The sequence below is a fragment of the Cobetia sp. QF-1 genome (assembly GCF_002213105.1).
GTDB classification, from domain to species: Bacteria; Pseudomonadota; Gammaproteobacteria; order Pseudomonadales; family Halomonadaceae; genus Cobetia; species Cobetia crustatorum.
This window is the reverse complement of the sequence record NZ_NBVS01000008.1, coordinates 142611-162882: the sequence shown is the minus strand read 5'-3', so window position 1 is coordinate 162882 and position 20272 is coordinate 142611. Positions and strand designations below refer to the sequence as shown.

The 20272-nt window shown below is 55.0% G+C and carries 15 protein-coding genes and 1 pseudogene; 3 read left to right on the top strand and 13 right to left on the bottom strand.

Features of this window, described 5'->3' with window-relative positions; all coding sequences use genetic code 11:
* Positions 1–104, top strand: a pseudogene (locus CFN46_RS17470) (IS5/IS1182 family transposase); the annotation flags it as partial.
* A gap of 10 nt (positions 105–114) precedes the next feature.
* On the opposite strand, the gene CFN46_RS14440 reads toward CFN46_RS17470, so the two are convergent.
* The 9 genes from CFN46_RS14440 to CFN46_RS14400 all read right to left on the bottom strand — a co-directional run bounded on the left by CFN46_RS14440 (position 115) and on the right by CFN46_RS14400 (position 12581).
* Positions 115–2112: a beta-galactosidase gene (locus CFN46_RS14440; protein WP_088743884.1), complete on the bottom strand. Its 1998-nt coding sequence runs from the start codon at positions 2110–2112 to the stop codon at positions 115–117.
* A 64-nt stretch (positions 2113–2176) separates the two neighbouring features.
* On the bottom strand, positions 2177–4420 hold the full coding sequence (locus CFN46_RS14435) for an alpha-galactosidase (protein WP_088743883.1): 2244 nt from the start codon (positions 4418–4420) through the stop codon (positions 2177–2179).
* Between the two features lie 115 nt (positions 4421–4535).
* Positions 4536–5459, bottom strand: coding sequence for an SMP-30/gluconolactonase/LRE family protein (locus CFN46_RS14430; RefSeq protein ID WP_088743882.1), 924 nt, complete (start codon positions 5457–5459; stop codon positions 4536–4538).
* Between the two features lie 74 nt (positions 5460–5533).
* The gene (locus tag CFN46_RS14425; RefSeq protein WP_024952930.1) at positions 5534–6148 is read right to left on the bottom strand and encodes a 2-dehydro-3-deoxy-6-phosphogalactonate aldolase; all 615 of its coding nucleotides are present in this window, start codon (positions 6146–6148) and stop codon (positions 5534–5536) included.
* A 27-nt stretch (positions 6149–6175) separates the two neighbouring features.
* Positions 6176–7213, bottom strand: a complete 1038-nt coding sequence (locus CFN46_RS14420; protein ID WP_088743881.1) for a 2-dehydro-3-deoxygalactonokinase — start codon at positions 7211–7213, stop codon at positions 6176–6178.
* Entirely contained in the window at positions 7210–8001 is a 792-nt protein-coding gene (locus tag CFN46_RS14415) for an SDR family NAD(P)-dependent oxidoreductase (protein ID WP_088743880.1), read from the bottom strand. Before CFN46_RS14415 ends, CFN46_RS14420 begins: the two co-directional genes overlap by 4 nt.
* A 75-nt stretch (positions 8002–8076) precedes the next feature.
* A complete protein-coding gene (dgoD, locus tag CFN46_RS14410) occupies positions 8077–9225 on the bottom strand; it encodes a galactonate dehydratase (RefSeq protein WP_024952929.1) in 1149 nt (382 codons plus the stop codon).
* 41 nt (positions 9226–9266) lie between these two features.
* On the bottom strand, positions 9267–10058 hold the full coding sequence (locus CFN46_RS14405) for a FadR/GntR family transcriptional regulator (RefSeq protein ID WP_088743879.1): 792 nt from the start codon (positions 10056–10058) through the stop codon (positions 9267–9269).
* A 327-nt stretch (positions 10059–10385) separates the two neighbouring features.
* On the bottom strand, positions 10386–12581 hold the full coding sequence (locus CFN46_RS14400) for a cache domain-containing protein (RefSeq protein ID WP_176426484.1): 2196 nt from the start codon (positions 12579–12581) through the stop codon (positions 10386–10388).
* Positions 12582–13097: 516 nt separating this feature from the next.
* Between CFN46_RS14400 and CFN46_RS14395 the strand changes: the two genes are divergently transcribed.
* On the top strand, positions 13098–13382 hold the full coding sequence (locus CFN46_RS14395) for a hypothetical protein (RefSeq protein ID WP_088743877.1): 285 nt from the start codon (positions 13098–13100) through the stop codon (positions 13380–13382).
* A 375-nt stretch (positions 13383–13757) separates the two neighbouring features.
* Positions 13758–13931 (top strand): DUF2970 domain-containing protein, encoded by a 174-nt coding sequence (locus CFN46_RS14390; RefSeq protein WP_084488139.1) that lies wholly within the window; start codon positions 13758–13760, stop codon positions 13929–13931.
* A 132-nt stretch (positions 13932–14063) separates the two neighbouring features.
* On the opposite strand, the gene CFN46_RS14385 is transcribed toward CFN46_RS14390, so the two are convergent.
* From CFN46_RS14385 to CFN46_RS14370, 4 genes are all read right to left on the bottom strand, one after another.
* A complete protein-coding gene (locus CFN46_RS14385; protein ID WP_088743876.1) occupies positions 14064–14618 on the bottom strand; it encodes a DUF934 domain-containing protein in 555 nt (184 codons plus the stop codon).
* Positions 14611–16263 (bottom strand): nitrite/sulfite reductase, encoded by a 1653-nt coding sequence (locus CFN46_RS14380; protein WP_088743875.1) that lies wholly within the window; start codon positions 16261–16263, stop codon positions 14611–14613. Before CFN46_RS14380 ends, CFN46_RS14385 begins: the two co-directional genes overlap by 8 nt.
* A gap of 249 nt (positions 16264–16512) precedes the next feature.
* Positions 16513–18936 (bottom strand): bifunctional diguanylate cyclase/phosphodiesterase, encoded by a 2424-nt coding sequence (locus CFN46_RS14375; protein ID WP_088743874.1) that lies wholly within the window; start codon positions 18934–18936, stop codon positions 16513–16515.
* Positions 18933–20195, bottom strand: coding sequence for an ABC transporter substrate-binding protein (locus CFN46_RS14370; RefSeq protein WP_176426483.1), 1263 nt, complete (start codon positions 20193–20195; stop codon positions 18933–18935). The genes CFN46_RS14375 and CFN46_RS14370 overlap by 4 nt, the downstream gene beginning before the upstream one ends.
* Between the last annotated feature and the right edge of the window lie 77 nt (positions 20196–20272).

The following is a 20272-nucleotide window of genomic DNA, read 5'->3' as shown; positions in this document are numbered from 1 at the left end:
GTATTGCGACGCGATATGAGAAGTTGGCCCGTAGCTTTTATGCGATGGTATGCGTAGCTTGCATACGCCGCTGTCTACGAGCCGACTTTTCGTACAGAACCTAGTAATGAAAATTCAGCTTGCTCGCCAGATGCTGACACCTGCAGCGGGTAGTTGCTGGCCACCTGTCATATAACTCGCATCCGCTACCAGCTCATCAGGTAGCCAGCGTGCTTCAGGGGCATAATTGAATGCAAAGCATAGCGCGCCACGGCGACGGAAACGTACACCTTGTGGTAGCGCGAAGGTGGCAATGTTTGCCGCACGACATTCCGCCTCAAGGAGTGCCAGTAGGCTATCTTCGTCCAGCCAGGCGGTCAGATAGCTGATACCTTGCTGGTGAGTAATTGCGGGTTCGCCATCATCAAAGCGCATCACAACACTGGCCGTGGTGCGTTGTCTGTCCAGTAGGTCGCGCCATCGCAGTGCATGGCCACGATGACCATTCGCGAGAGTGATGGTGGGATGTGTCGCTGGGCGTAGACCATCCACACGATCCACCGTGACGCCCGTCAACGTCGCAAGCGCTCCTGGTGCTAGCTGCTCGGGAATCTGCAGGTCTTGGGTACGTGAGCCAGAACGTGCGCCGATGACGATCCGGCTGCCGCGATCACGTGCGGCATTCAAGCGAGTCGCGAGCGCCTCGTCAGCGATGACCTGGCATGGCAACACGATGAGCGGATAGTCCATGACTTCATCGCGTGGTGACACGATATCGACATCGAGTCCCAGGCGACGTAGGGCGCTGTACCAGCTGAGGTGTAACTCCAACGCATCAAAATTCTCGGCATGTGGCTGAATCTGACAAGCCCAGATGGAGGCGTAGTCGAACATCAGTGCGACAGAGGCACGTTCAGTCACCGGTGTACTGTGCTGATCCGCTGCATCGTCATGGCTAGCCATCGCTGCTAGCTCGTCGCGTACCTGCAGCAGTTCTGTCCATGCAGATGCCGGTGTACCGTCGCAGCGAAGCAATCCTGCATGCATCTGTTCCTGCGCGAAGGGTGCCTGACGCCAGCGGAAGTAAGAGACCACCTCGGCGCCATGAGCGAAGGCTTCATGACTCCAGAGCCGCACCATGCCCGGCAGCGGTGCAGCATTGCTGAGTGCCCAGTTGACTGGCCCCGGCTGCTGCTCCATCACCCACCAGCGGCCCTTGCACATGGCGCGGTAGAGATCGTGATGGAAACCGGCAAAATCAGGGTGACCTTGCTGGCGATAGAATCCTTTGGTGGCCTCGTCATGGGCACCACGCTCGAGAAAGCCGAGCGGATAGCTGTCCCAACTGGCGATATCGAGATCCTGCGCGACATCGAAGTGATCGAATTCGGTAAACAACCCCATGAAGTTATGCACGATATCGACGCTGATACCCGCCGTACGCAGGGTAGCCACCTGCAGGCGGTTATATTCCACCACCATGTCGGAGCAGAAGCGGCGATAGTCGAGCACGATGGCGGGGTGGGGTTCGGTCACGGTGCCCACTGGTGCTTCGACTTGATCAAAACGAGTGACTTCCATGCTCCAGAATACCGTCCCCCAGGCATCATTCAGCGCCTGTACGGTGCCGTAGCGTGCCTCCAGCCATTCGGGGAAACGCGCACGTGCGGCAGCTGAATAGCTCAGGATCGTGTCATGACAGCCGTATTCGTTGTCGGTCTGCCACGCCATGATGGCCGGATGATGAGCGTATCGCTCGGCCATCAGGCGCACGATGCGCTCACTGAGGGTGCGGTAAACAGGCGAGGAGAAACAATAATGACGACGTGAGCCGTAGCCGCGCACGTCGCCTTGCGCATCAACGGCGAGAATCTCGGGATGTGCATCTACCAGCCATTTGGGCGGTGTGGCCGTCGGGGTGCCCATCACGATTTTCAGGCCAGCCTTGGCGAGCACATCAACCGCCTCATCCAGCCATTCGAAGTGTAAATCTCCACTGGTCGGTTCGAGTCGGCTCCAGGCAAACTCTCCGATGCGAACGATACGAATACCCGCCTCGACCATCTCGAGGGCATCCTGTGCCCAGCGCTCACGCGGCCAGTGTTCAGGGTAATAACAGACGCCGAGTTGCATACGGATCATCCTTGAAAGGTGTCATGAGAGAAGCGTGTAACGCGAAATACGGTATGGCAGAGATTTACATCTCAACTGCGCTTAGTTGTATGAGAATCGTCTGATCAGGATCAAGCACTGGCAGCGCAAGCCCATCACGCAGTAGATATTCCCCGCTGACGGTGATCGTCTGTCCGTCGAGCTGTGCCTGAATCCAGGCGGGGAGCTGCTTCATGCGGCGCTCCGGGTGCTCCGGCAATTCCACCAGCTCAAGGCGATAGTGTATTTCAGGTGTGAGGCCTGCCAGTGGCTGCGGCGCGGGAAGTGCATGACGCGGCATCGCCAGTTGACTGATGCTGAACAACGCCTGTCGGCCATCCGCACTGACCACGCCATGTGCATGTTGATGGGGATCAAGGCAATCCAGCCGCCAGCTGACACCAGCGTGCAATAGTCCGCGCAGTGTCTTGTAGCGTTCAATCCAGACTCGTAGCGCCGTGCGCTCGTTTTGATCGAGCTGGCTGACATCCAACTCCAGCCCGAGATGCCCAAACAAAGCCGTCGAGGCACGGAAGGCCAGCGACGTACGCCGCGAGGTGGTATGCGCATGTTGCGGGCCGATATGCGCTCCCAGAAGCTCCGGAGGCAAGAAACGGCTGGCACCGCGCTGGATATGGGTGCGCTCATGTGGGTCATTGCAGTCCGACGTCCACACACGGTGTGTATGGCGCAGAATACCGTGATCGGTGCGCGCGCCGCCCGAGGCGCAGCTTTCAATTTCCACTGTGGGATGTGCCTGACGCAAGCGCGCCAGCAGCTCATAAAGCGCCTCGACCTGAGCATGAGCGGCCGGCATGCCGATGCGTTCACCTGACTGAGTGGCGGCGTGAGTCAGATCGCGATTCATGTCCCACTTCAGATACTTGATCGGGTATTCGCTGAGCAGTGCATTGAGGCGTGCAAACAGATAGTCCGCTACGTCAGAGCGTGTCAGATCCAGTACACATTGGTAGCGTCCAAGAGGCTGGTCACGTCCCTCAATACCGAGAATCCAGTCGGGATGGGCGCGGTAGAGATCGCTGTCCGGATTGACCATTTCAGGCTCTACCCATAGGCCGAATTCCATACCCTGTGCGTGAACGGCATCAATCAGCGGGCCGAGACCGTCAGGATACTTGGCCTTATCCAGATACCAATCGCCCAGTGCTGCGCGTTCGCCGTCACGACCGACAAACCAGCCATCATCGAGCACGAAGCGTTCTGCGCCGACGTCGCCGGCCGCAGTGACCAGCTCATCCAGTCTGGCGGCGTCATGGTCGAAATACAGCGCCTCCCAGGTATTGACGTGTACCGGCCGTGGCTTATCTTCCGTTGGCCAGTCGAGACGTGCGCGCAGGGTACGATGCATGCGCTGACTGGCTTCATTGATGCCATTGTCGGACCATGCCATCACGACTTCGGGTGTCGTGAGACTCTCACCTGGTGCCAGTGCCTGCTCACCAGGCAGCAGCAACGCCCCCATCTGCAGCTGTGTGCTGCCGTCAAATTGACGCTCGACCAGCAAGCGGTGATTGCCGCTCCAGGCTAGATGCGTGCTGATGACCTCACCGCGTTGCTCACTGAAGCCTTCAGTCCCGACGATCAACGACGGTACGCGCTGATGAGAGCTGCGGCCGCGTCGGTTTTCCAGTGTGAATGCCCCTTCGCTGAGCGTGTGGCGTGTCTCGGTGAATTCCTGTACCCAGCGCCCACCAAAGCTCATGCATTCCTCGAATCGGACCGGTAACGGCAGACAGCAGGCTGCCAGCCATTCGAGACGATAGGCGGCGCTGCCGTGATTGGTCAGTGTCGTCTGCTGGCGCAGTACACCCTCGAGGGTCAACGTCAGTGACAGCACGACCTCGAGTTCACTTAGGCGATCGATGAGTGTCAACCGGGCATGCGCTCCGTGATTGTCTGTCGAGCAAGCGACGGCACTATTCCTGTCGCTCTCATCTCCACGTAGGCGCATGTCGGTGAGCCAATGGTGGCCCGCACGATCTCCCATCACTGCCGGATGGCCGGCAAAGCCCTGTCCAGCGTCATTGAACAGCGTGTTGGGTGGCAGGATGTCGAGACTGGCCTGTGGTGTCGCGGCGCCGCTCATCAGTCGATGCTGCGCGGGGTCGATCACTGTCTGACGGCCAAAGTGCGCCAGCGTTACAAGGCCAGCACTGAGGTCCAGCTGCAACTGTATGCCATCAGCACTCAGGCTCAGCCATTGCTGCTCACTCAACCAGTGTGCATCGGGAGTGACACAGGAAGGTGTCTGTGTGGAAGATAACGACATGATCAATCCTTGATGATACCCATGAGGAGGGTCGCTGAAAGCATTTGTGGAACAAGCACGTGCTGAGCGCGTTTGGTGAAAGAAAGCGTGCTGAAATCGCTTCAGGACAATAGTGTTAACCAAGAATCAGCAGTGGCTCAGCAAGCCCTTTGATACCGGCAGCAGACAGATCACATGCGAACAGGTTGCCGTTCTGCGTACTCTCAGACTGGGATGTTGATAGCGGCATGCCTTCGTAGGCGGTCGTGATATAGAGGATATCGAGTGATTCGCCACCGAGTAGCGGACACGACGGCTGACTGACGGGCAGTGTCACGTGGGCAACCTCGCGCCCCTCGTGATCCAGTCGCGCCACGCGGCCAGCGCCCCACAAGGCGATCCACATATGACCTTCGCTATCGATGATGGCCCCATCCGGATTTCCGCCCGATTCGCGCAGATCAGCCCAGACTTCAGGTGCCTCGTATCTGCCAGCAGCGGAGAGCGGCCAGCCATCGGCATCCAGCATCCAGCGCATCACCTGGCCGGTGGTGGTATCGCTAAAGTAGGCGTAGCGACCGTCGGGTGAGAAGCACAGTGCATTGGGGATGCTCAGGCCACTCATCAGACGCGTCAGCTGCCCACGGTGCAGCCGGTAGAGGCTGCCTGCACCAGCTTCTGCGTTCAGGCCCATGCTCGACAGCCACAGGCTACCGTGAGTATCGACGCGAGCATCGTTGCTGCGCGTCGCCGGAGAATGGTTGGTCTCAAACGGGAGAAAGTCCGCCAACTCACCGGTGGTTGGATCAAAGCGTGACAGCTGATGCTCGGCCACCAGCAGGTAATCACCCTCAGTAGTGAGTGCTGCGTAGGAGGTCTTGCGAGCAAGTGCCGTGATGCGGTGCCGACTGCCATCGGCGGCAGCGTGATGAAGTTCACTGGCCAGAATATTCATCCAGCGCACTTCGTTTGTGTTGGCATTCCAGCCGGGCCCTTCGCCAAGTTCACAATGACTGGCCACGCAGCTAGTGGCCTCGCTCAGAGACGGTGATTGCGTCATCCGGCACTCTCCTTGTCGTTATCGTCTGGTTGTCGCTCTTGAGTTGAGATGCATCTCGTGGTGCTCTTTCATTCTCAGTCTGCAGCTACCCAGGCCGCCACCAGTGCGCGTGCGCGGACACCGACATCTGTCGCCGTCAGGCCAGGTGAGTAGATGGCGGTGCCTAAGCCTGCACCATGCACACCTGCTGCACGCCACTCGGCAAAGTTGTCGGTGCCGATGCCGCCAACGGCATAAAGGTCGGTCCCAGCGGGCAGTACTGCCAGCATGGCCTTCATGTTAGTGATACCCACCTGGGTTGCGGGGAACAGCTTGAGACCCGAGGCGCCGGCAGCGACGGCGGCGAAAGCTTCTGTCGGAGTGACGATACCGGGCATCGAGACCATCTCCAGACGACGACTCTCACGGATGACCTCTACATCAGCATTGGGTGACACGATCAAACGACCGCCTGCGGCATGAACGTCACGCACCTGTTGCACAGTGAGCACGGTGCCAGCACCGATCAGAATCTTGCTGTCGTGATGCGTTTCACAGTGCGTGGCCAGCGCAGCGATACTGATGAGTGGCTCCGGAGAGTTGAGCGGTACTTCGATGCGCGTGATGCCAGCGGCGATGATTTCATCAGCAATGGCGATGACTTCATGCGGTGCAACACCGCGCAGAATGGCAACCAGGGGAAGGCTCATGAATATCTCCAATACAAAGTGAGGGTGTCAGGTGACAGTGCGATTGGCGGGGCGTGCGTGGTGAATCTGTCCTAAGCCGGCCAGTATCATGTCGGCATTGGCAGCGATGGACACGCGGTAGCCGAGGTGCTCCAGCGCACTTTGGTAGCGCTGACAAAGCACGGCATCGCCAATCAATGTGACCAGTGAATTCTCGGGTAGTGAAGCCGTGGCACCCGCGAGTTCGAGACCGAGCACCAGTCCGGATAAGCGCGCACTCAACACTGCCGTACGGCTCGTATCGCTGGGAAGGCGTGTGTCGAGCAGATCACGAGCACGAATCCCGAATAGCTCGGCGGTGATACGTTCGGGGGTGGCGAGTGCTGTGTCGATACCATCGAGATAGGCGCTGCGCTGCGTTTGATCTGTGAGGTCACCGCCAGCAACGGAATGTTTGAGGACAGAGTGTTTAAGGACAGAGTCCTGGCTGAGCAGCTTGTAGAGCTCGCCACTCATGAAAGTGTTGAAGCCGGTAATTCTGCCATTGTCGAGATGTGCCCACTTGGCATGAGTGCCTGGCAGGCACACTGCGCCGCTGTAGTGGGGTTGGCTCGCGACGAGCCCCGCCAGCTGTGTCTCTTCACCACGCATGACGTCGAAGGCAGGCTGGTGCTGGCACACGCCCGGCACGATGTGGACATCCATCCGCGCATCACGGGTCGTGACTGCTGTCAGACGTTGGCCAAGTGCGGCCAATACGTCCTCGTCCGCTCTCAGGGATAGATAGGCGGCTTCGACCCAGCCCTGGCGGGCGCCGGCCATGCCGCAGATCAGTACCGGTATGGCATCTGGGGCAGATGTGGCAGAGGCATCTGACGGCAGCCAGTCGCTAATCAGCACTCGCAGCACATCCTCGAACTCATCCGCGGCCAGTCCCAACATGCCGCGTGAACTGCTCGCCTGAGCGATGACCTTGTGATCGGCATCCAGCGCCCATACGCGTAGGTTGCTGGACCCCCAATCGACGGCGATCCAATTGGGCAAAATACTAAGGGAGGATGAGACGGAGGACGGTAGGGCGCTCACACTCGGCCCCCATCAACGACCATCGGCTGACCTGTCATCATACGAGAGGCGGTAGAGGCGAGGAACAGACACGGGTTGATCATGTCCTCGACAGGAATGGCTTCCTTGAGGCATTGCTGATCAATGCACTCATTGAGGTCCTTGTCATTGACCCACAGCTCGCGCTGACGCTCGGTCATGACCCAGCCTGGAATCAGGCAGTTGACGCGAATGGCATCCGGTCCCAACTCACGTGCCAGCGCCTTGGTCAGGCCCATGATGCCAGCCTTGGCAGTTACATAAGTGGGGTAGCCGCCAAGGCCTAGCATATAGCTATTGGAAGACAGATTGATGATGGCGCCGCCGCCAAGCGCGCGCATATCAGGCGCAACAGCCTGTGCGGTAAAGAACTGTGGGCGCAGGTTGGTGGCGATGGATTCATCCCATTGCTCCACCGTCCAGTCTTCCAGCGTATGGCGGGTATCACGAGCCGCATTGTTGACCAATACGCCAATGGGACCATGCGCCGCGCGCGCCTGTGTGACCGCTGCTTGCAGCGCTTCGATATCTTGAATGTCGCAGGCAATGAAGAGCGGACGACTGGCGTACCTGGCCTCCATTGCGTCACAGAATTCGCTGGCGTCCGACAGACCGACGAAGGCGACCTTAGCCCCTTGCGCGAGGAAGCCCTCGGTCAATGCTGCACCAATGCCGGAGCCGCCCCCCGTGATGAAGACACTCGCGCCGCTGAGGTCTGGATAGCAAAAGTCGGCAAAAGTCGGGGCAGTGGTGGATACGGTCTCAGTCATGAAGACTCTCTCTTTCATTGAGACAGGCCATAAGCGCATGGCCTGTCATATTCAGTGCATGGCGTTCGGTACTGCTTACCACTCGGCGACGGAACCGTCTTCGTGAGTCCAGACCGGGTTGCGCCAGCGGTGACCGACCTTGGCGCGCTCTTCGACGAAGGCCTCGTCGATCTCGACACCGAGTCCCGGACCTTGAGGAATGGCGCAGAAGCCGTCCTTGATCAACAGCGCATCCTTGTCGACCAGGTAATCCAGAACATCGTTGTCCTTGTTGTAGTGGATACCCATGCTCTGCTCCTGGATGAAGGCGTTGTGGCATACCGCATCCAATTGAAGAGAGGCGGCCAGCGTCAACGGGCCGAGCGGACAATGCGGCGCGAGTGCCACATCGTAGGCGGAGGCCAGAGTGGCAATCTTGAAACCTTCGCTGATGCCACCGCAGTGGGACAGATCGGGCTGGATGATATCGACCATGCCGTCCGCCAGCAGGTCCCGGAACTGGAAGCGGGTGTGCAGGCGCTCGCCGGTGGCGATGGGCGTCGAGATACCCTCGGCAATATGCTTGAGTGAGGGTAGATGCTCTGGCGCGACTGGCTCTTCGATGAACATCGGATGGAACTGCTCGAGCTCACGCAGCAGTGCTTTGGCCATGGGGCGATGGACACGCCCGTGGAAGTCGATACCAATCCCGACATCCGGACCGACGGCATTGCGTGCTTCAGCCACGCGCGCTACAGCATCATCAATCTTCTTGTGTGAATCGACGATCTGCATTTCCGGCGTGCCATTCATCTTGAAGGCCGTGAAGCCCTGTTCGACCAGCGCCTTGGCACCTGCGCCGACATCGGACGGGCGATCGCCGCCGGTCCAGGCATACATCCGCATCTTGTCACGCACCGGGCCGCCCAGGAGCTGGTGTACGGGCACTCCCAGATCACGCCCCTTGAGGTCCCACAACGCCTGATCAATGCCGGCAATCGCTGACATCAGGATCGGACCGCCACGATAGAAGCCACCGCGGTACATCACGTTCCACAGGTGCTCGATATTGCGTGGATCCTGACCGATAAGATAATCAGACAGTTCATGCACGGCCGCTTCTACCGTCGCAGCGCGTCCTTCGATGACCGGTTCTCCCCAGCCGTAGCAACCTTCATCGGTCTCGATCTTCAGAAACAGCCAGCGCGGCGGTACTTGCCAGGTCTTGAGCCGGGTGATTTTCATGGAAATATCCTTTTAGTGTGCGGTACGGAAGTCGATGAGAGTCAGTAAGACGGGCTTGCGAGACGTGGATGGTCCTGGCCGAAACCAAGATCACGCGCGGCAGTTTCGAGTACTCGCTCGGCGCAGGTGCGTGCCATATCAGGTTGGCGTAATCGAATGGCTTCCATCACCGCGCGGTGGCGATCAAGACTGGCACGATGATGGCTGTGATCATGCTGTTGCGCCGCTTGCTGAGTTGATTGGATCAGCTGGCTGATGGAGGGGCGCAGCAGGCTGCCGAGCTGTGTCCACACCAGGTTATGTGTGGCGTGATATATGGCTTCATGAAAGGCCACATCGTATTCGGCATGCGCGTCACGAGTGGTGTCGTTGGCTGTCTTGACCATACCCTCGAAGGCGCGTTCCAGGCGTGCGAGGTCCTGTGCATTCGCTTTCATGGCTGCCAAGGCACTGACGTAGGGCTCCACCGAGAGGCGGAAAGCGTAGATCTCGCGCATCAAATCCGGATTGATGCCTTGAAGCCCGCTAATCCAGTGGCTCATCAGCGGATCGAGCAACTGCCATTCACTCATGGTGCGTACTACTGTTCCACGGCCTGCAGTGCGTTCCAGCAAGCCAGCGCTGACGAGCTGGGCAAGTGCATTACGCAGACGATTGCGGCTGGCATCAAAGCGTTGGCAAAGGTCCAGTTCACGCGGAAAGCTATCGCCAGGCCCAACATCGCCGGCAAGAATTTCTCGCGCCATACAGGTTGCAATGGCTTCCATGCTGCTGGGCGTAGCGCTATTTGCCGCCGCGTGGTCAGGAGCAGTGACGGAGGGGGATGTGGTCACGTGTGGCCTCTTTGCCGTCGTTTCGCCAAGCAAATGCCAAGCGCGATAAATGTCTGAACTAACAATAATAAATGTCTGACATTTGAACAAGCACAACAGAATGCAACTTTGGTCTGCTACCTACTTAGCTTGGGTTCATGCGCACGGGGTTTCACGCATCCCGGGAGAGGGGGCTCAGAGGAAGGTGTCGAGCTCGGCGGGTTCGTTCGAAAAATCAATCCTGGAAGGCGGGGGTGTGGAACTCGTGGAATGAGGAATAGCGCCCGTCCTCTTGAGGGGTCAGGTTACCGAGTGCTCAAGAGGGCAGGCGCTAAAGCGAAAGGGATATCAGGTCTTATCTTTGACAAGATGATCAATGCGGGCTTGCCAGTCATGCATGGACTGCGCACACGACAGAGAGTGCCGAGTCATTTCCAGGCGAGCAGTACCCTCCAGCGAGAGCAATAGTGTTTGTAGCGTTTCCTGCGAAGGCAGTGATGGTGAATTACCTGCTGTGGTGTCATCCGTATGCTCGCTAGCCAGCACCATGAAATGGCTAGAGGCAAGGTGGAAGACCTTGAGGGGATAAAAGTAGGCATTCAACTGAGGTCCGAACTGCTGATCCAGTACTGCGGCATCCATCGATGCGCGTAGTCGCAGGTGGTATAGAGTGACGCTCCCCGTCATCGTTACCTGACCGCGTGTCAGCAACATCTCAAGAAAGGCGTCTAGCAGGCAGCGATTGAAGCAGCCGGTGGCGTTGTCTCGCCAATGGAGTGCAAGCCGCTCTATTTGCAGCGGCTTCAGCCGATGATGCGTGGCATCCGATTGAGAAATGGGGTGCTCTGCCATGACTGTGCGGGTCATGTGCAGGACTTCCGCCATGAAAGGCTGCTGAGGACGATGTTCAATCTCGCTAATTGCTTCGGCTGCGCTGAGGTGTGAATGTCTGACCAGCTCCACTATCTGTACGACAAGCGCCAATATGCTTGGACCTGGCGAGACACGCGTACTCGACATTGGGGAGCCAGATACTGTCGCATTGGAAGGCGTGGCACTCATGCTGGGCATATAGCGTTGGCTCGCGCACAGCAAGTCGGCTTCGTAGGGGGCCATCAGTGCATCTGCCAGCAAGCGGCTGCCGATATCGACATGCTGCCGCAGCAGTTGGGCCTGATCAAAATAGAGTTGATGACGTGGCTTTAGCAAGGTATCGGGTAGTGCGAGTTTACCGATATCGTAAAGTAGTGCGGCACGCTCTAATCCAGCAATTTCTTCATCATCCAGTGCCAGTCCCGTGGCAACACGCGTCACGTAATCCGCCACGATAAGGTCATCGCCTACACGCTCTGGACAGCGCTCATTTCTGATGACTTGCAGCGCTGCCACTAGCCTGTCCTCACCCCGTTGTTCAAGCTTTCTCTCCAGAAGATTCATACGCTTACGCATCTTCCTCTGGCGTATACGAAGCTGATGCAGGAGCGTATAGCCGATGCTTAGGCACAACAGCATGGTGACGCCAAGCGTGATGAGGAAGTGCCAACGCTCAAGCGCGTGTTTATCCTCCATGGTGGCTTCATACGCTTGTGATGCTGCCATATTGATATCGTCAAGATAGACGCCACTCGCTACTATCCAACCAAAGGGAGGATAGAGCGCTGCATAGGCAGTCTTGGCTTCCTGCTTTGCGCCCGGATTCTTGGGGAAACGATAATCAAAGAAGACGCCGCTACCACGTAGTACACCGTCAAGCTCTACCTGATAGGGATAACGGCCACTGGCATCGCGGTAGTGGGTGGACAGCAGCGCGCCTTCCGTCTCAGGTAGTAGAGGGTGAATCAAGCGGCGGGCATAATTTTCGCCACCATTGGATTCGAGGATTTCGTTGATCCAGACATAGCGACTCTCTTTCTCATCGAGGCCGGCATGCAGGGACTGTCGAAGTTCGCTCGAAACGAGAAATGCCACCATCTTTGGATCGATGTGTACGAGAGTCCAGCCGGCCGTAGAATGAGTGCGATTACGATGTACATCCCCGCTAGTGTCCGTTCCGCGCTGAATGGGGACGGCAAAAATCAGACCCGTATCAGCGCCACGTAGAAACTGCGGTTTACGATCGCTTGCCTGTAGACGGAGATTCAGGTCGGCTGACCACCACGCAGGAAGTAGATTGGTGGGTAACTGCTCGATAGAGATCCAGTCCGGATTGATGCGCAGATCGGGGAATTGACGTAGTAGCTCAGTGCTGATGAAAGAGCGATCACGACCACTCAGGTGGCTAATTCCCAGAAAGGGGGCGCGCATGGTAGTGATCAGCATACGCTGTAGGCGGTGCTCATAATCCCTGTGCCGTGTAGAGATGACGCTTAGTGTTTGCTCTACCAGCAGGCTTGCCTGATGCTTGCGCTCCTGCAGGATCAGCGTTTGTATCGCCTGCGCATTCAGGGTGTCTAGTTCGCGATTTTCCGACTCTAGAAATACCAGTAGGCCGCCTAGCGACGCGCAGGTCAGTACGGTGAGCCCTAACCAGTGGCGCAGGGGCATGCCCGTCAGATCCATTGGTGCCAACGATCGGCGTTTCGGGTCTGAGGTGTCGATATTGGGTGGGGAGGGATCGCTATCCTGGATCATCACATCACTTCATCCATGAGTTGTACTTCGGCGTCCAAAAACGACGTCTGAGTGCTGATGACCTCGAGCATAGCCTGTCGCCTGTCAGAACGGCAGTGAGATGACAGTATTGTGCAAACGCTACGGATTTTACCCACGCGATGCCAAGCTGGTTTATGCTACGTATAGAGTGGATTGGCCAGCATGACGACAGGCTTGCTAGCAGGCGTTGAAAGGGGCATGATGAGTATGGCTTTCTGTATGGCTTTCAAGAAGATATCTGCTATTCGGGCATATTCCCCTAATATTGCCTGCCTAACACCTTGATTCGAGGTCATCCTGCAGGGTGCCTTCCTACTGACGTTTTATACGTCATGGGGTACACCATTACCTGCAGTGGACTTCTCAGGTCTTCTTGTTGTCGACAAGATCAATAGTGGAAAATCGTGCATGAACCGACAAGATGAAAAAATCATTGCAAGTGCTCGCAAGCAGCGCGCCTTGTTTGATGAACTTGAAAAAGCATTGTCTGAAGAGCTGAATGCTCTTGATCGCTCCTCAAAACCTTCAGCTCCACAAGAGCCGAAAGTGTCTGATGCTGAAGAACGCGCCCAACAGCGGGAAGCGGAATTCATGGCACGTCTTGAGAGCCTGATTGCGGAGTTTGATCTGGATCGCAAGGCAGCCCACACCTGGCTGCGTGAGTTGAGCGAATTCCGTACAACGTCTGACTGACGCTGTGTGATAGACAGACAACATAACGCCCGGCCTTTCTCTCTATGAAGGCTGGGCGTTATGTTGTCTGGCATCTCGTGTTGATTATCAATTAAGTCATTCTGTAGTCCATCTGTGAGCTCCTGTCCTGAGAGCCATGTCTATCCTGGGCATCCATGTATCTGTGCCTGGTATTTATGCTGATTGTGACCAATAGTATGAGTAGGCAAAGGGATGTGTGATCACAGCCCAAGCATGCTAATGATTAGAGCTGTTCATCTGGTGCTTTGCATAGGCTGGATGATGAGAGCTTGCTGGGAATTGGTGTTAGCGTGTGCTTGATCAACTATCAAGTCAGATTATGAGTTGAGTGCGATCACCTGAGGGGAGGCGATCATGATAAATGAAGTCAAATCCGTGCTTGCTGCATTTATTGGTGTGCAAAAGGAAGCTAATCGAAAGCGTGATTTCGAGCAGGGCCATCTGCTTGATTTTCTTGTCATCGGATTGGTAATGGCTGCACTACTGGTCGGCGGTATGGCGCTGTTGGCGACATTTATTGCAGGCTAGCGTGACCGAGGCTCTTGCCAAAATCACTTTCCGGCATAGACGCACAAAAGCCCTCACGATTCGGATGATATATCCGGCCTGTGAGGGCTTTTGTGTGATGAACTATCACTTTGTGATCAGTATGGCCGTGATCTATCCGCGGCGAGCAAACAACGGGGTCTTCTGATCAACGCTAGTCTGGTAGCTCACACTGAAAGATGACAGTGCGTACATGGCGTCTTCAACATACTGGTCATCACGTAGGTGGAAGGCATTGAAGCCACAGCGGGCCATGTAATACAGCTGATCGACCAAAACATCGCCTATTGCACGGATTTCACCACGGTAGTCGTAGCGCTCACGCAGCAAGCGCGCAATGGTATAGCCACGACCATCATTGAAGCCCGGGAAGTCGATTGCCAGCAGCGGAGTGCCTGACAATGCTTCACCGAGTTCTGATGTCAGCTCGGTATCGCTTGGAAGCCATGGCGCCAGTTGCTCATGCGCAGTTCCTGCTGTTACTGATTCAAGCCAGTGCGTCAGTGGTACAAGTGCAGGTTGCTCAAAAGAGGGCAAGTTGCCTTCTTCATCGAGGCGTACGATCTGCCAGGCATCTTCAATCACAAGCTGATCCTGACGAATCACTCCTCCTTGGCGAAGATCACTCAACTCTCTTGTTGGTGTCATTTCCACTGTGACCTCAGGCATAGACCCGCTCCTTGAACGGCTTCATGCCGATGCGGTGATAGGTATCGACGAAGACTTCATCTTCAAGGCGCTGTTCGACATAGACCTGAAGTACCTTGTCGATGACATTGGGCATATCTTCTGCATTGAACGATGGGCCGAGAATCTTGCCGATCGTCGCATTGTCGTCACTACGGCCACCGAGAGATACCTGATAGAACTCCAAGCCTTTCTTGTCGACACCCAAAATACCAATATTGCCGACATGGTGGTGTCCGCAGGCATTCATGCAGCCAGAGATATTGAGGTCCAACGGACCCAGGTCATACAGGAAGTCGAGATCTTCAAAGCGATCTTGCAGTGCTTGAGCAATCGGGATGGACTTCGCATTGGCGAGTGAGCAGAAATCACCACCCGGGCAGCAGATCATGTCTGCCAGCGTGCCGACGGTCGGATTGGCCATGCCGAGCGTATCAAGCGCTTTCCACAGCGTTTCCAGTTCATCGACCGGTACATCGGACAACACGAGATTCTGTTCGTGAGTTACGCGTAGCTCACCAAATCCGTACTGTTCTGCCAGGTCAGCGACAGCGTCCATCTGATCTGCTGTTACATCACCCGGCGCCAGTTCACGCCGCTTGAGGGAAAGGGTGACGGCCTTGTAGCCTGGCACCTTGTGACCCACGACGTTGTTGGTCACGAAGCGAGAAAATGCACGGTTCTCGACGCGCAGTGCTTCATAGGCATTGATCGCATCTTCGCTGACATTACGACGTGCTGGCTCCGGGAAATAGCCGGTAGCATTCGTGACGGCGGAGTCAGTCAGTGTTTCAGGGCCATCCTTGAGATGAGCCCATTCTTTCTCGACACGCGTGCGGAATTCTTCAATGCCTAGTGCCTTGACCAGGATCTTGATGCGCGCCTTGTACTTGTTATCGCGGCGCCCCCACTGGTTATAGACGCGCACGATGGCATCCAAGTAGGTCAACAGATGTTGCCAGTCGAGGTTTTCGCGCACGATATCGCCAACCATCGGTGTGCGACCCAAGCCACCACCGGCAAGAATGGTAGCCTTGACGCTACCGTCATCACCACGAGTCAGGCGAATACCGATATCGTGAACCTGGATCGCCGCGCGATCAGCATTGGCACCCGTCACCGCAATCTTGAATTTGCGCGGCAGGTAGGCGAATTCGGGATGCAGGGTAGACCATTGACGAATCAGCTCACACCATGGGCGCGGATCAACAGTCTCGTCTTCCGCAATGCCTGCAAACTGGTCAGTGGTAGTGTTGCGAATACAGTTGCCGCTGGTCTGAATAGCATGCATCTCGACCTGCGCCAATTCACCAAGAATGGCAGGGACATCTTCAATTTTCGGCCAGTTCAACTGAAGGTTCTGGCGAGTCGTGAAATGACCGTAGGAGCGGTCATAGCGACGACTGATATTGGCCAAGGCACGGAGCTGAACTGCACTCAACATGCCATAGGGAATAGCAACACGCAGCATTGGAGCATGACGCTGAATATAGAGGCCGTTCTGCAAGCGCAGAGGGCGGAATTCTTCCTCGCCCAGACGACCGGCCAGATAGCGATCCATCTGGTCCTTGAACTGAGCTACCCGCTCGTCGACCAGTGTCTGGTCATAGGTGTCATAGCGATACATGTCAGGTGTGTCCTACGGTCGGGCATCAGGTGGGCATCCACTGATGCGAATCTTGTTGATGCTTGGGTCACCTTACCTTTTATTCTTTATTCTTTAAAAGAATAAATCATCATAGTTTTCGACGATCACGTTATGAAGAAGGTGTCCGAAGTGTGCCTCCAGCCTTGCCAAAAGAAAAGACCACCTCGTCAAGAGAGATGGCCTTGTAAGCTGAGGCGGCATGGATACGGAGATTGACCGCTTGTTTTGCTATCCTTTTTGACTGCGTAGCTGGCTAAGGCGAGTGTCTGCAGCAGGGCTAAAGCGTGCTTCAAAGACTTTCTGGGGCATGGGTCGTGCAAAATGATAGCCTTGAAATGCGCGGACACCCATCGCCTGAAATATTTCTGCCTGTCCTCGCTGCTCGATGCCTTCCACGACTATCTGCATTCCCAGAGAGCTGGCCATGTCCACGATCACGCGAGCCAATTTCTTGTCTCTAGGATTGGTTTCCACATTCATGACAAAAGATCGATCAATCTTCAAGGTGCCGAAGGGCAACTCATGCAGATAAGACAGGCAGGAAAAGCCTGTACCAAAGTCATCTAGAGACAGGTTGACTCCCAGCTTGCGTATCTCCTTGAGCTGGTATCGAAGACTCTCCTCATTATCGAGCATGAGATTTTCTGTTACCTCGATCACCAGTTTGGTCGGATTTATCGGGTAGCGCTCGAGTAGCGATTCCAGTTGATGAAGAAGCCCATGATCCCGGAACTGGACAACCGAAGCATTCACTGAGAGATAGCGTGTGCTGAAGCCTTGCTTTTGCCACTCACAGAGAATGACTGCAGCCTCTTCCAGCACCCAATTGCCAATTTCGATGATTTGTCCTGTTTTTTCAGCAGCAGGAATAAAGTCATTGGGCGGTATTAAACCAAGCTCGGGATGTTCGAGGCGAATCAAGACCTCAGCACCCAGTAATTCAGGTGCATCAAGATTTGGGCTATTGGCAAGATAGATAGGTTGGAGGTAGAGGGTAAACCATCTCATGGTCAGCGCTTCACGAATCATGTTTTCCTGGAGAAATAATGCTTCTCCATCCTTTTGATTACTGTCGCGAATACAGGCACGATATTGATTGCCGCTGCCATGCTTGATATCGATCATGGTCCTTTCAAGCATTCGCATAAGTCGACTAGGCGTCTGACCTTCGATTTGTGCCTCTAGCCCGGCCATGCTGAGACTTAGATGAATGAGCTCGCCTGATTTTAGTAATGGGGCCGAAAAAGCCTCCTCAATACGTTTCGTCAGTGAGCGTAATTCGTCAATCTCGCAGGTCATGATGAATTCATCGCCCCCGATACGGCCCATCCAGCCCGAATGGCAGCTTTTGAGGGGCTCACCCGTCTCGACCAAGAGACGATCCCCATCGTCAGGACCAAGGTGATGATTGATGCTATGAAAGCGATCGATATTGATCATCAACAAGCTGAAGATGGAATCTGTTGTAATCAATTGCTGGAGATGCTGATTCAAGGCAAGTCGATTGGGAAGACGTGTCAGTGGGTCAATCAGTTCGTGTTCAAGAAGTCGCTGTTGAGTTATCAGTAATTCGGTAATATCTGTCAACAGCAGCATACTGCCATTTTTATCTTTGCTGTTTGACGACGGAATGACGAGTTGAACCTGGCGATCACCATGATACTTACAGTTTAAGTCCATCACTATGTCATTACAGGATTTACCCTTGCGCAGTGACGTTTCAATTCGCAGAGTATCTACTTTATTTTGACTGCTTAATAATTCATGGAAAGGGACGCCTATAAGTTGATGGCGCGTCCATCCGCTTGTCTCAATGAGTAATTGACTGGCATCTTGAATAATACTCTCCTCGTCAATGACAAGTAATAGTGCGGGTGTGTCACGATAAAAATGCTGATAACGTTGCTCGTTGTCACGTAATTTTTTTAGAATATCAGTAACACGACTTCCGAGTTGATTGAGTTGCAGGATAACACCGTTTATCTCACGTGTACGAGAGAGCTTCATCGGTGAAAAATCACCATCGGAGTTCTCGATCTGATGTAGTCCTTTGACCGCTCGATCGAGCGGCCTCAGTACGTAAGCATGCATTTGCCACAGCAGTAGGAGAGACACACTAGCCACGATGCCGAGTACAATCAGTAATAACCCCAACCCTTCTTCGTTACGTTCATTGAGCAAGGGAGTATAGGTACTATCGATCTCAAGACGCCCCACTGACTGATTGACGAGTGAGTTACTATAAATGAGCATCTGGCTGTGTGTCATCGGGTCGATGGCTGCTATCGGGTCAGTCAGTGACACGAGGAGCTTGCCGCGTGTGTCATAAAGGCGCGTGGCATGGATTGTCGGCTCGGCTTGTAGTGTTGTCAGGTACTTATCTACTACCTCATGATCAAAATTCCAGATAGGGGCGGGTAGTGACAGTGATGCCATCTCGAGCGCCTTGAGATGATTCGTGTGTATCTTTTTCTTTTGCTCGTCGATATGCCAGCTCAGTATCAACAGACCAAGCAGAGCACAGACAGAGAATGCTATCGGAACTAATAACCGAATGATGCGCCAGCGTAATCGAGAGCTACTATGCTCGGGAGTTGGCAAGTGGGGTGGGGGGCTCGCTGATGGATTAGGTGACGGGATATCAATGCTCATGGCGTAATCTTCCCGCGTTCCGTTATGGGTAATGCCAGTTTATCGATGGCACTGCTGGTATATTGATTATTGATCATCAGCTCTAGCACATCGAGAGGCTGAAAATGATACTGCCCTTCGTTTGGACGTGTGAAGTATGAAAAATCAACCAGATCCCAATGAGGGTTCTTGAGTGACGGGCCATAAAATTCCACGTTGTTTCTTGTGATTGCCGTCATTGGAAATATTATCTCTCGAGCTGGCATGTCAGTGGAGTCTTCATAGTCGCGTAACATGACCATTGACCAAGCTCCCGCCATGATATGGCCGCCATCAGTCATCAGCATTCGGCCATCCTCTACCATGTTGATGACTTCTGGACTCCAGTTCATGCCAGAGATAAACACATCCTTACCGGGCGTCAAGCCTGATGCAGAGAGTGCATCTATTGCGCCGATTGCCATAGAGTCATTGGCGGCCCAAATAATATGTGGTGCCTCTCCGTTCTGTTTCATCCATGCGAGGTAGTGAGTTGTCAGACGTTGAGCATCTTGCTGATTCCAGCGAGCTTCAAGCACTCGATCCAGTATCAGGTCATCAGCATGTGCAAAAACATCTAGTACTCCTTTATTCATGGCTATAATACCTGAAGTCGTGTTCTCGCCGATCAGTGCTAGCCCGTGATAAACAGGAGTATCGAACTGCTGGCGTGCTGCCAAGAGTAACCCTCGCGCCGTACGACGGGCAGCGCCTTCCATATCGGGTAATAAAGAGCCTATCCATGACTGATGAGGAGAGCCTGGAATGCCATATTCTCGTTTTTGCTCATCATCCAGGCCATTGACTATCATAAGTAGCTTTATGGAACTTTTATCAATGGCGGGTAGCAGACTAGCAACAATTTTTGCATCATTGACCACTACCAAATAATCAGGTGGTGTTTTGCGCCGAAGAATATCGTTTATGAGATAAGGAATGGCGGCATGTACGCGGTCGGCATACAACACCTCAAGGCGTATATTCAAATCCTGGGCGGCGGCCTGCATCGTAGCGACAATCATGTCCCAGAAACGCTCACCTTTCAGTCCAGGGTTGATGAAAGTCGCTGAAATTGGCGAGTAGATGACGTGATTCGATGACTCCCGATTCGAGGTAGTTGCGGCTTCTATCGCCAAGGCACGAGAGAGGGCCGACAGGCACAGGCCCGTTACCAGTATTAGGCAGCACCAGCGCATGGCTGCAGCATGGCGTGCCAATCGCTTGATACATTGCTGATGCATGACGTCACCTTGTAACATAAAATTACAAGTGTGTAGCATACGCGCAATGACTTATGCTGAGAGCTCCTAGTGCTCAT

Coding starts and splice junctions, on each gene's coding strand:
- CFN46_RS14385 (WP_088743876.1), bottom strand. CDS start 14,618: ATGCCTGAGGTCACAGTGGAAATGACACCAACAAGAGAGTTGAGTGAT.
- CFN46_RS14415 (WP_088743880.1), bottom strand. CDS start 8,001: ATGACTGAGACCGTATCCACCACTGCCCCGACTTTTGCCGACTTTTGC.
- CFN46_RS14370 (WP_176426483.1), bottom strand. CDS start 20,195: ATGCATCAGCAATGTATCAAGCGATTGGCACGCCATGCTGCAGCCATG.
- CFN46_RS14425 (WP_024952930.1), bottom strand. CDS start 6,148: ATGAGCCTTCCCCTGGTTGCCATTCTGCGCGGTGTTGCACCGCATGAA.
- CFN46_RS14380 (WP_088743875.1), bottom strand. CDS start 16,263: ATGTATCGCTATGACACCTATGACCAGACACTGGTCGACGAGCGGGTA.
- CFN46_RS14375 (WP_088743874.1), bottom strand. CDS start 18,936: ATGAGCATTGATATCCCGTCACCTAATCCATCAGCGAGCCCCCCACCC.
- CFN46_RS14435 (WP_088743883.1), bottom strand. CDS start 4,420: ATGTCGTTATCTTCCACACAGACACCTTCCTGTGTCACTCCCGATGCA.
- CFN46_RS14395 (WP_088743877.1), top strand. CDS start 13,098: ATGAACCGACAAGATGAAAAAATCATTGCAAGTGCTCGCAAGCAGCGC.
- CFN46_RS14400 (WP_176426484.1), bottom strand. CDS start 12,581: ATGCCCCTGCGCCACTGGTTAGGGCTCACCGTACTGACCTGCGCGTCG.
- CFN46_RS14440 (WP_088743884.1), bottom strand. CDS start 2,112: ATGCAACTCGGCGTCTGTTATTACCCTGAACACTGGCCGCGTGAGCGC.
- CFN46_RS14390 (WP_084488139.1), top strand. CDS start 13,758: ATGATAAATGAAGTCAAATCCGTGCTTGCTGCATTTATTGGTGTGCAA.
- CFN46_RS14430 (WP_088743882.1), bottom strand. CDS start 5,459: ATGACGCAATCACCGTCTCTGAGCGAGGCCACTAGCTGCGTGGCCAGT.
- dgoD (WP_024952929.1), bottom strand. CDS start 9,225: ATGAAAATCACCCGGCTCAAGACCTGGCAAGTACCGCCGCGCTGGCTG.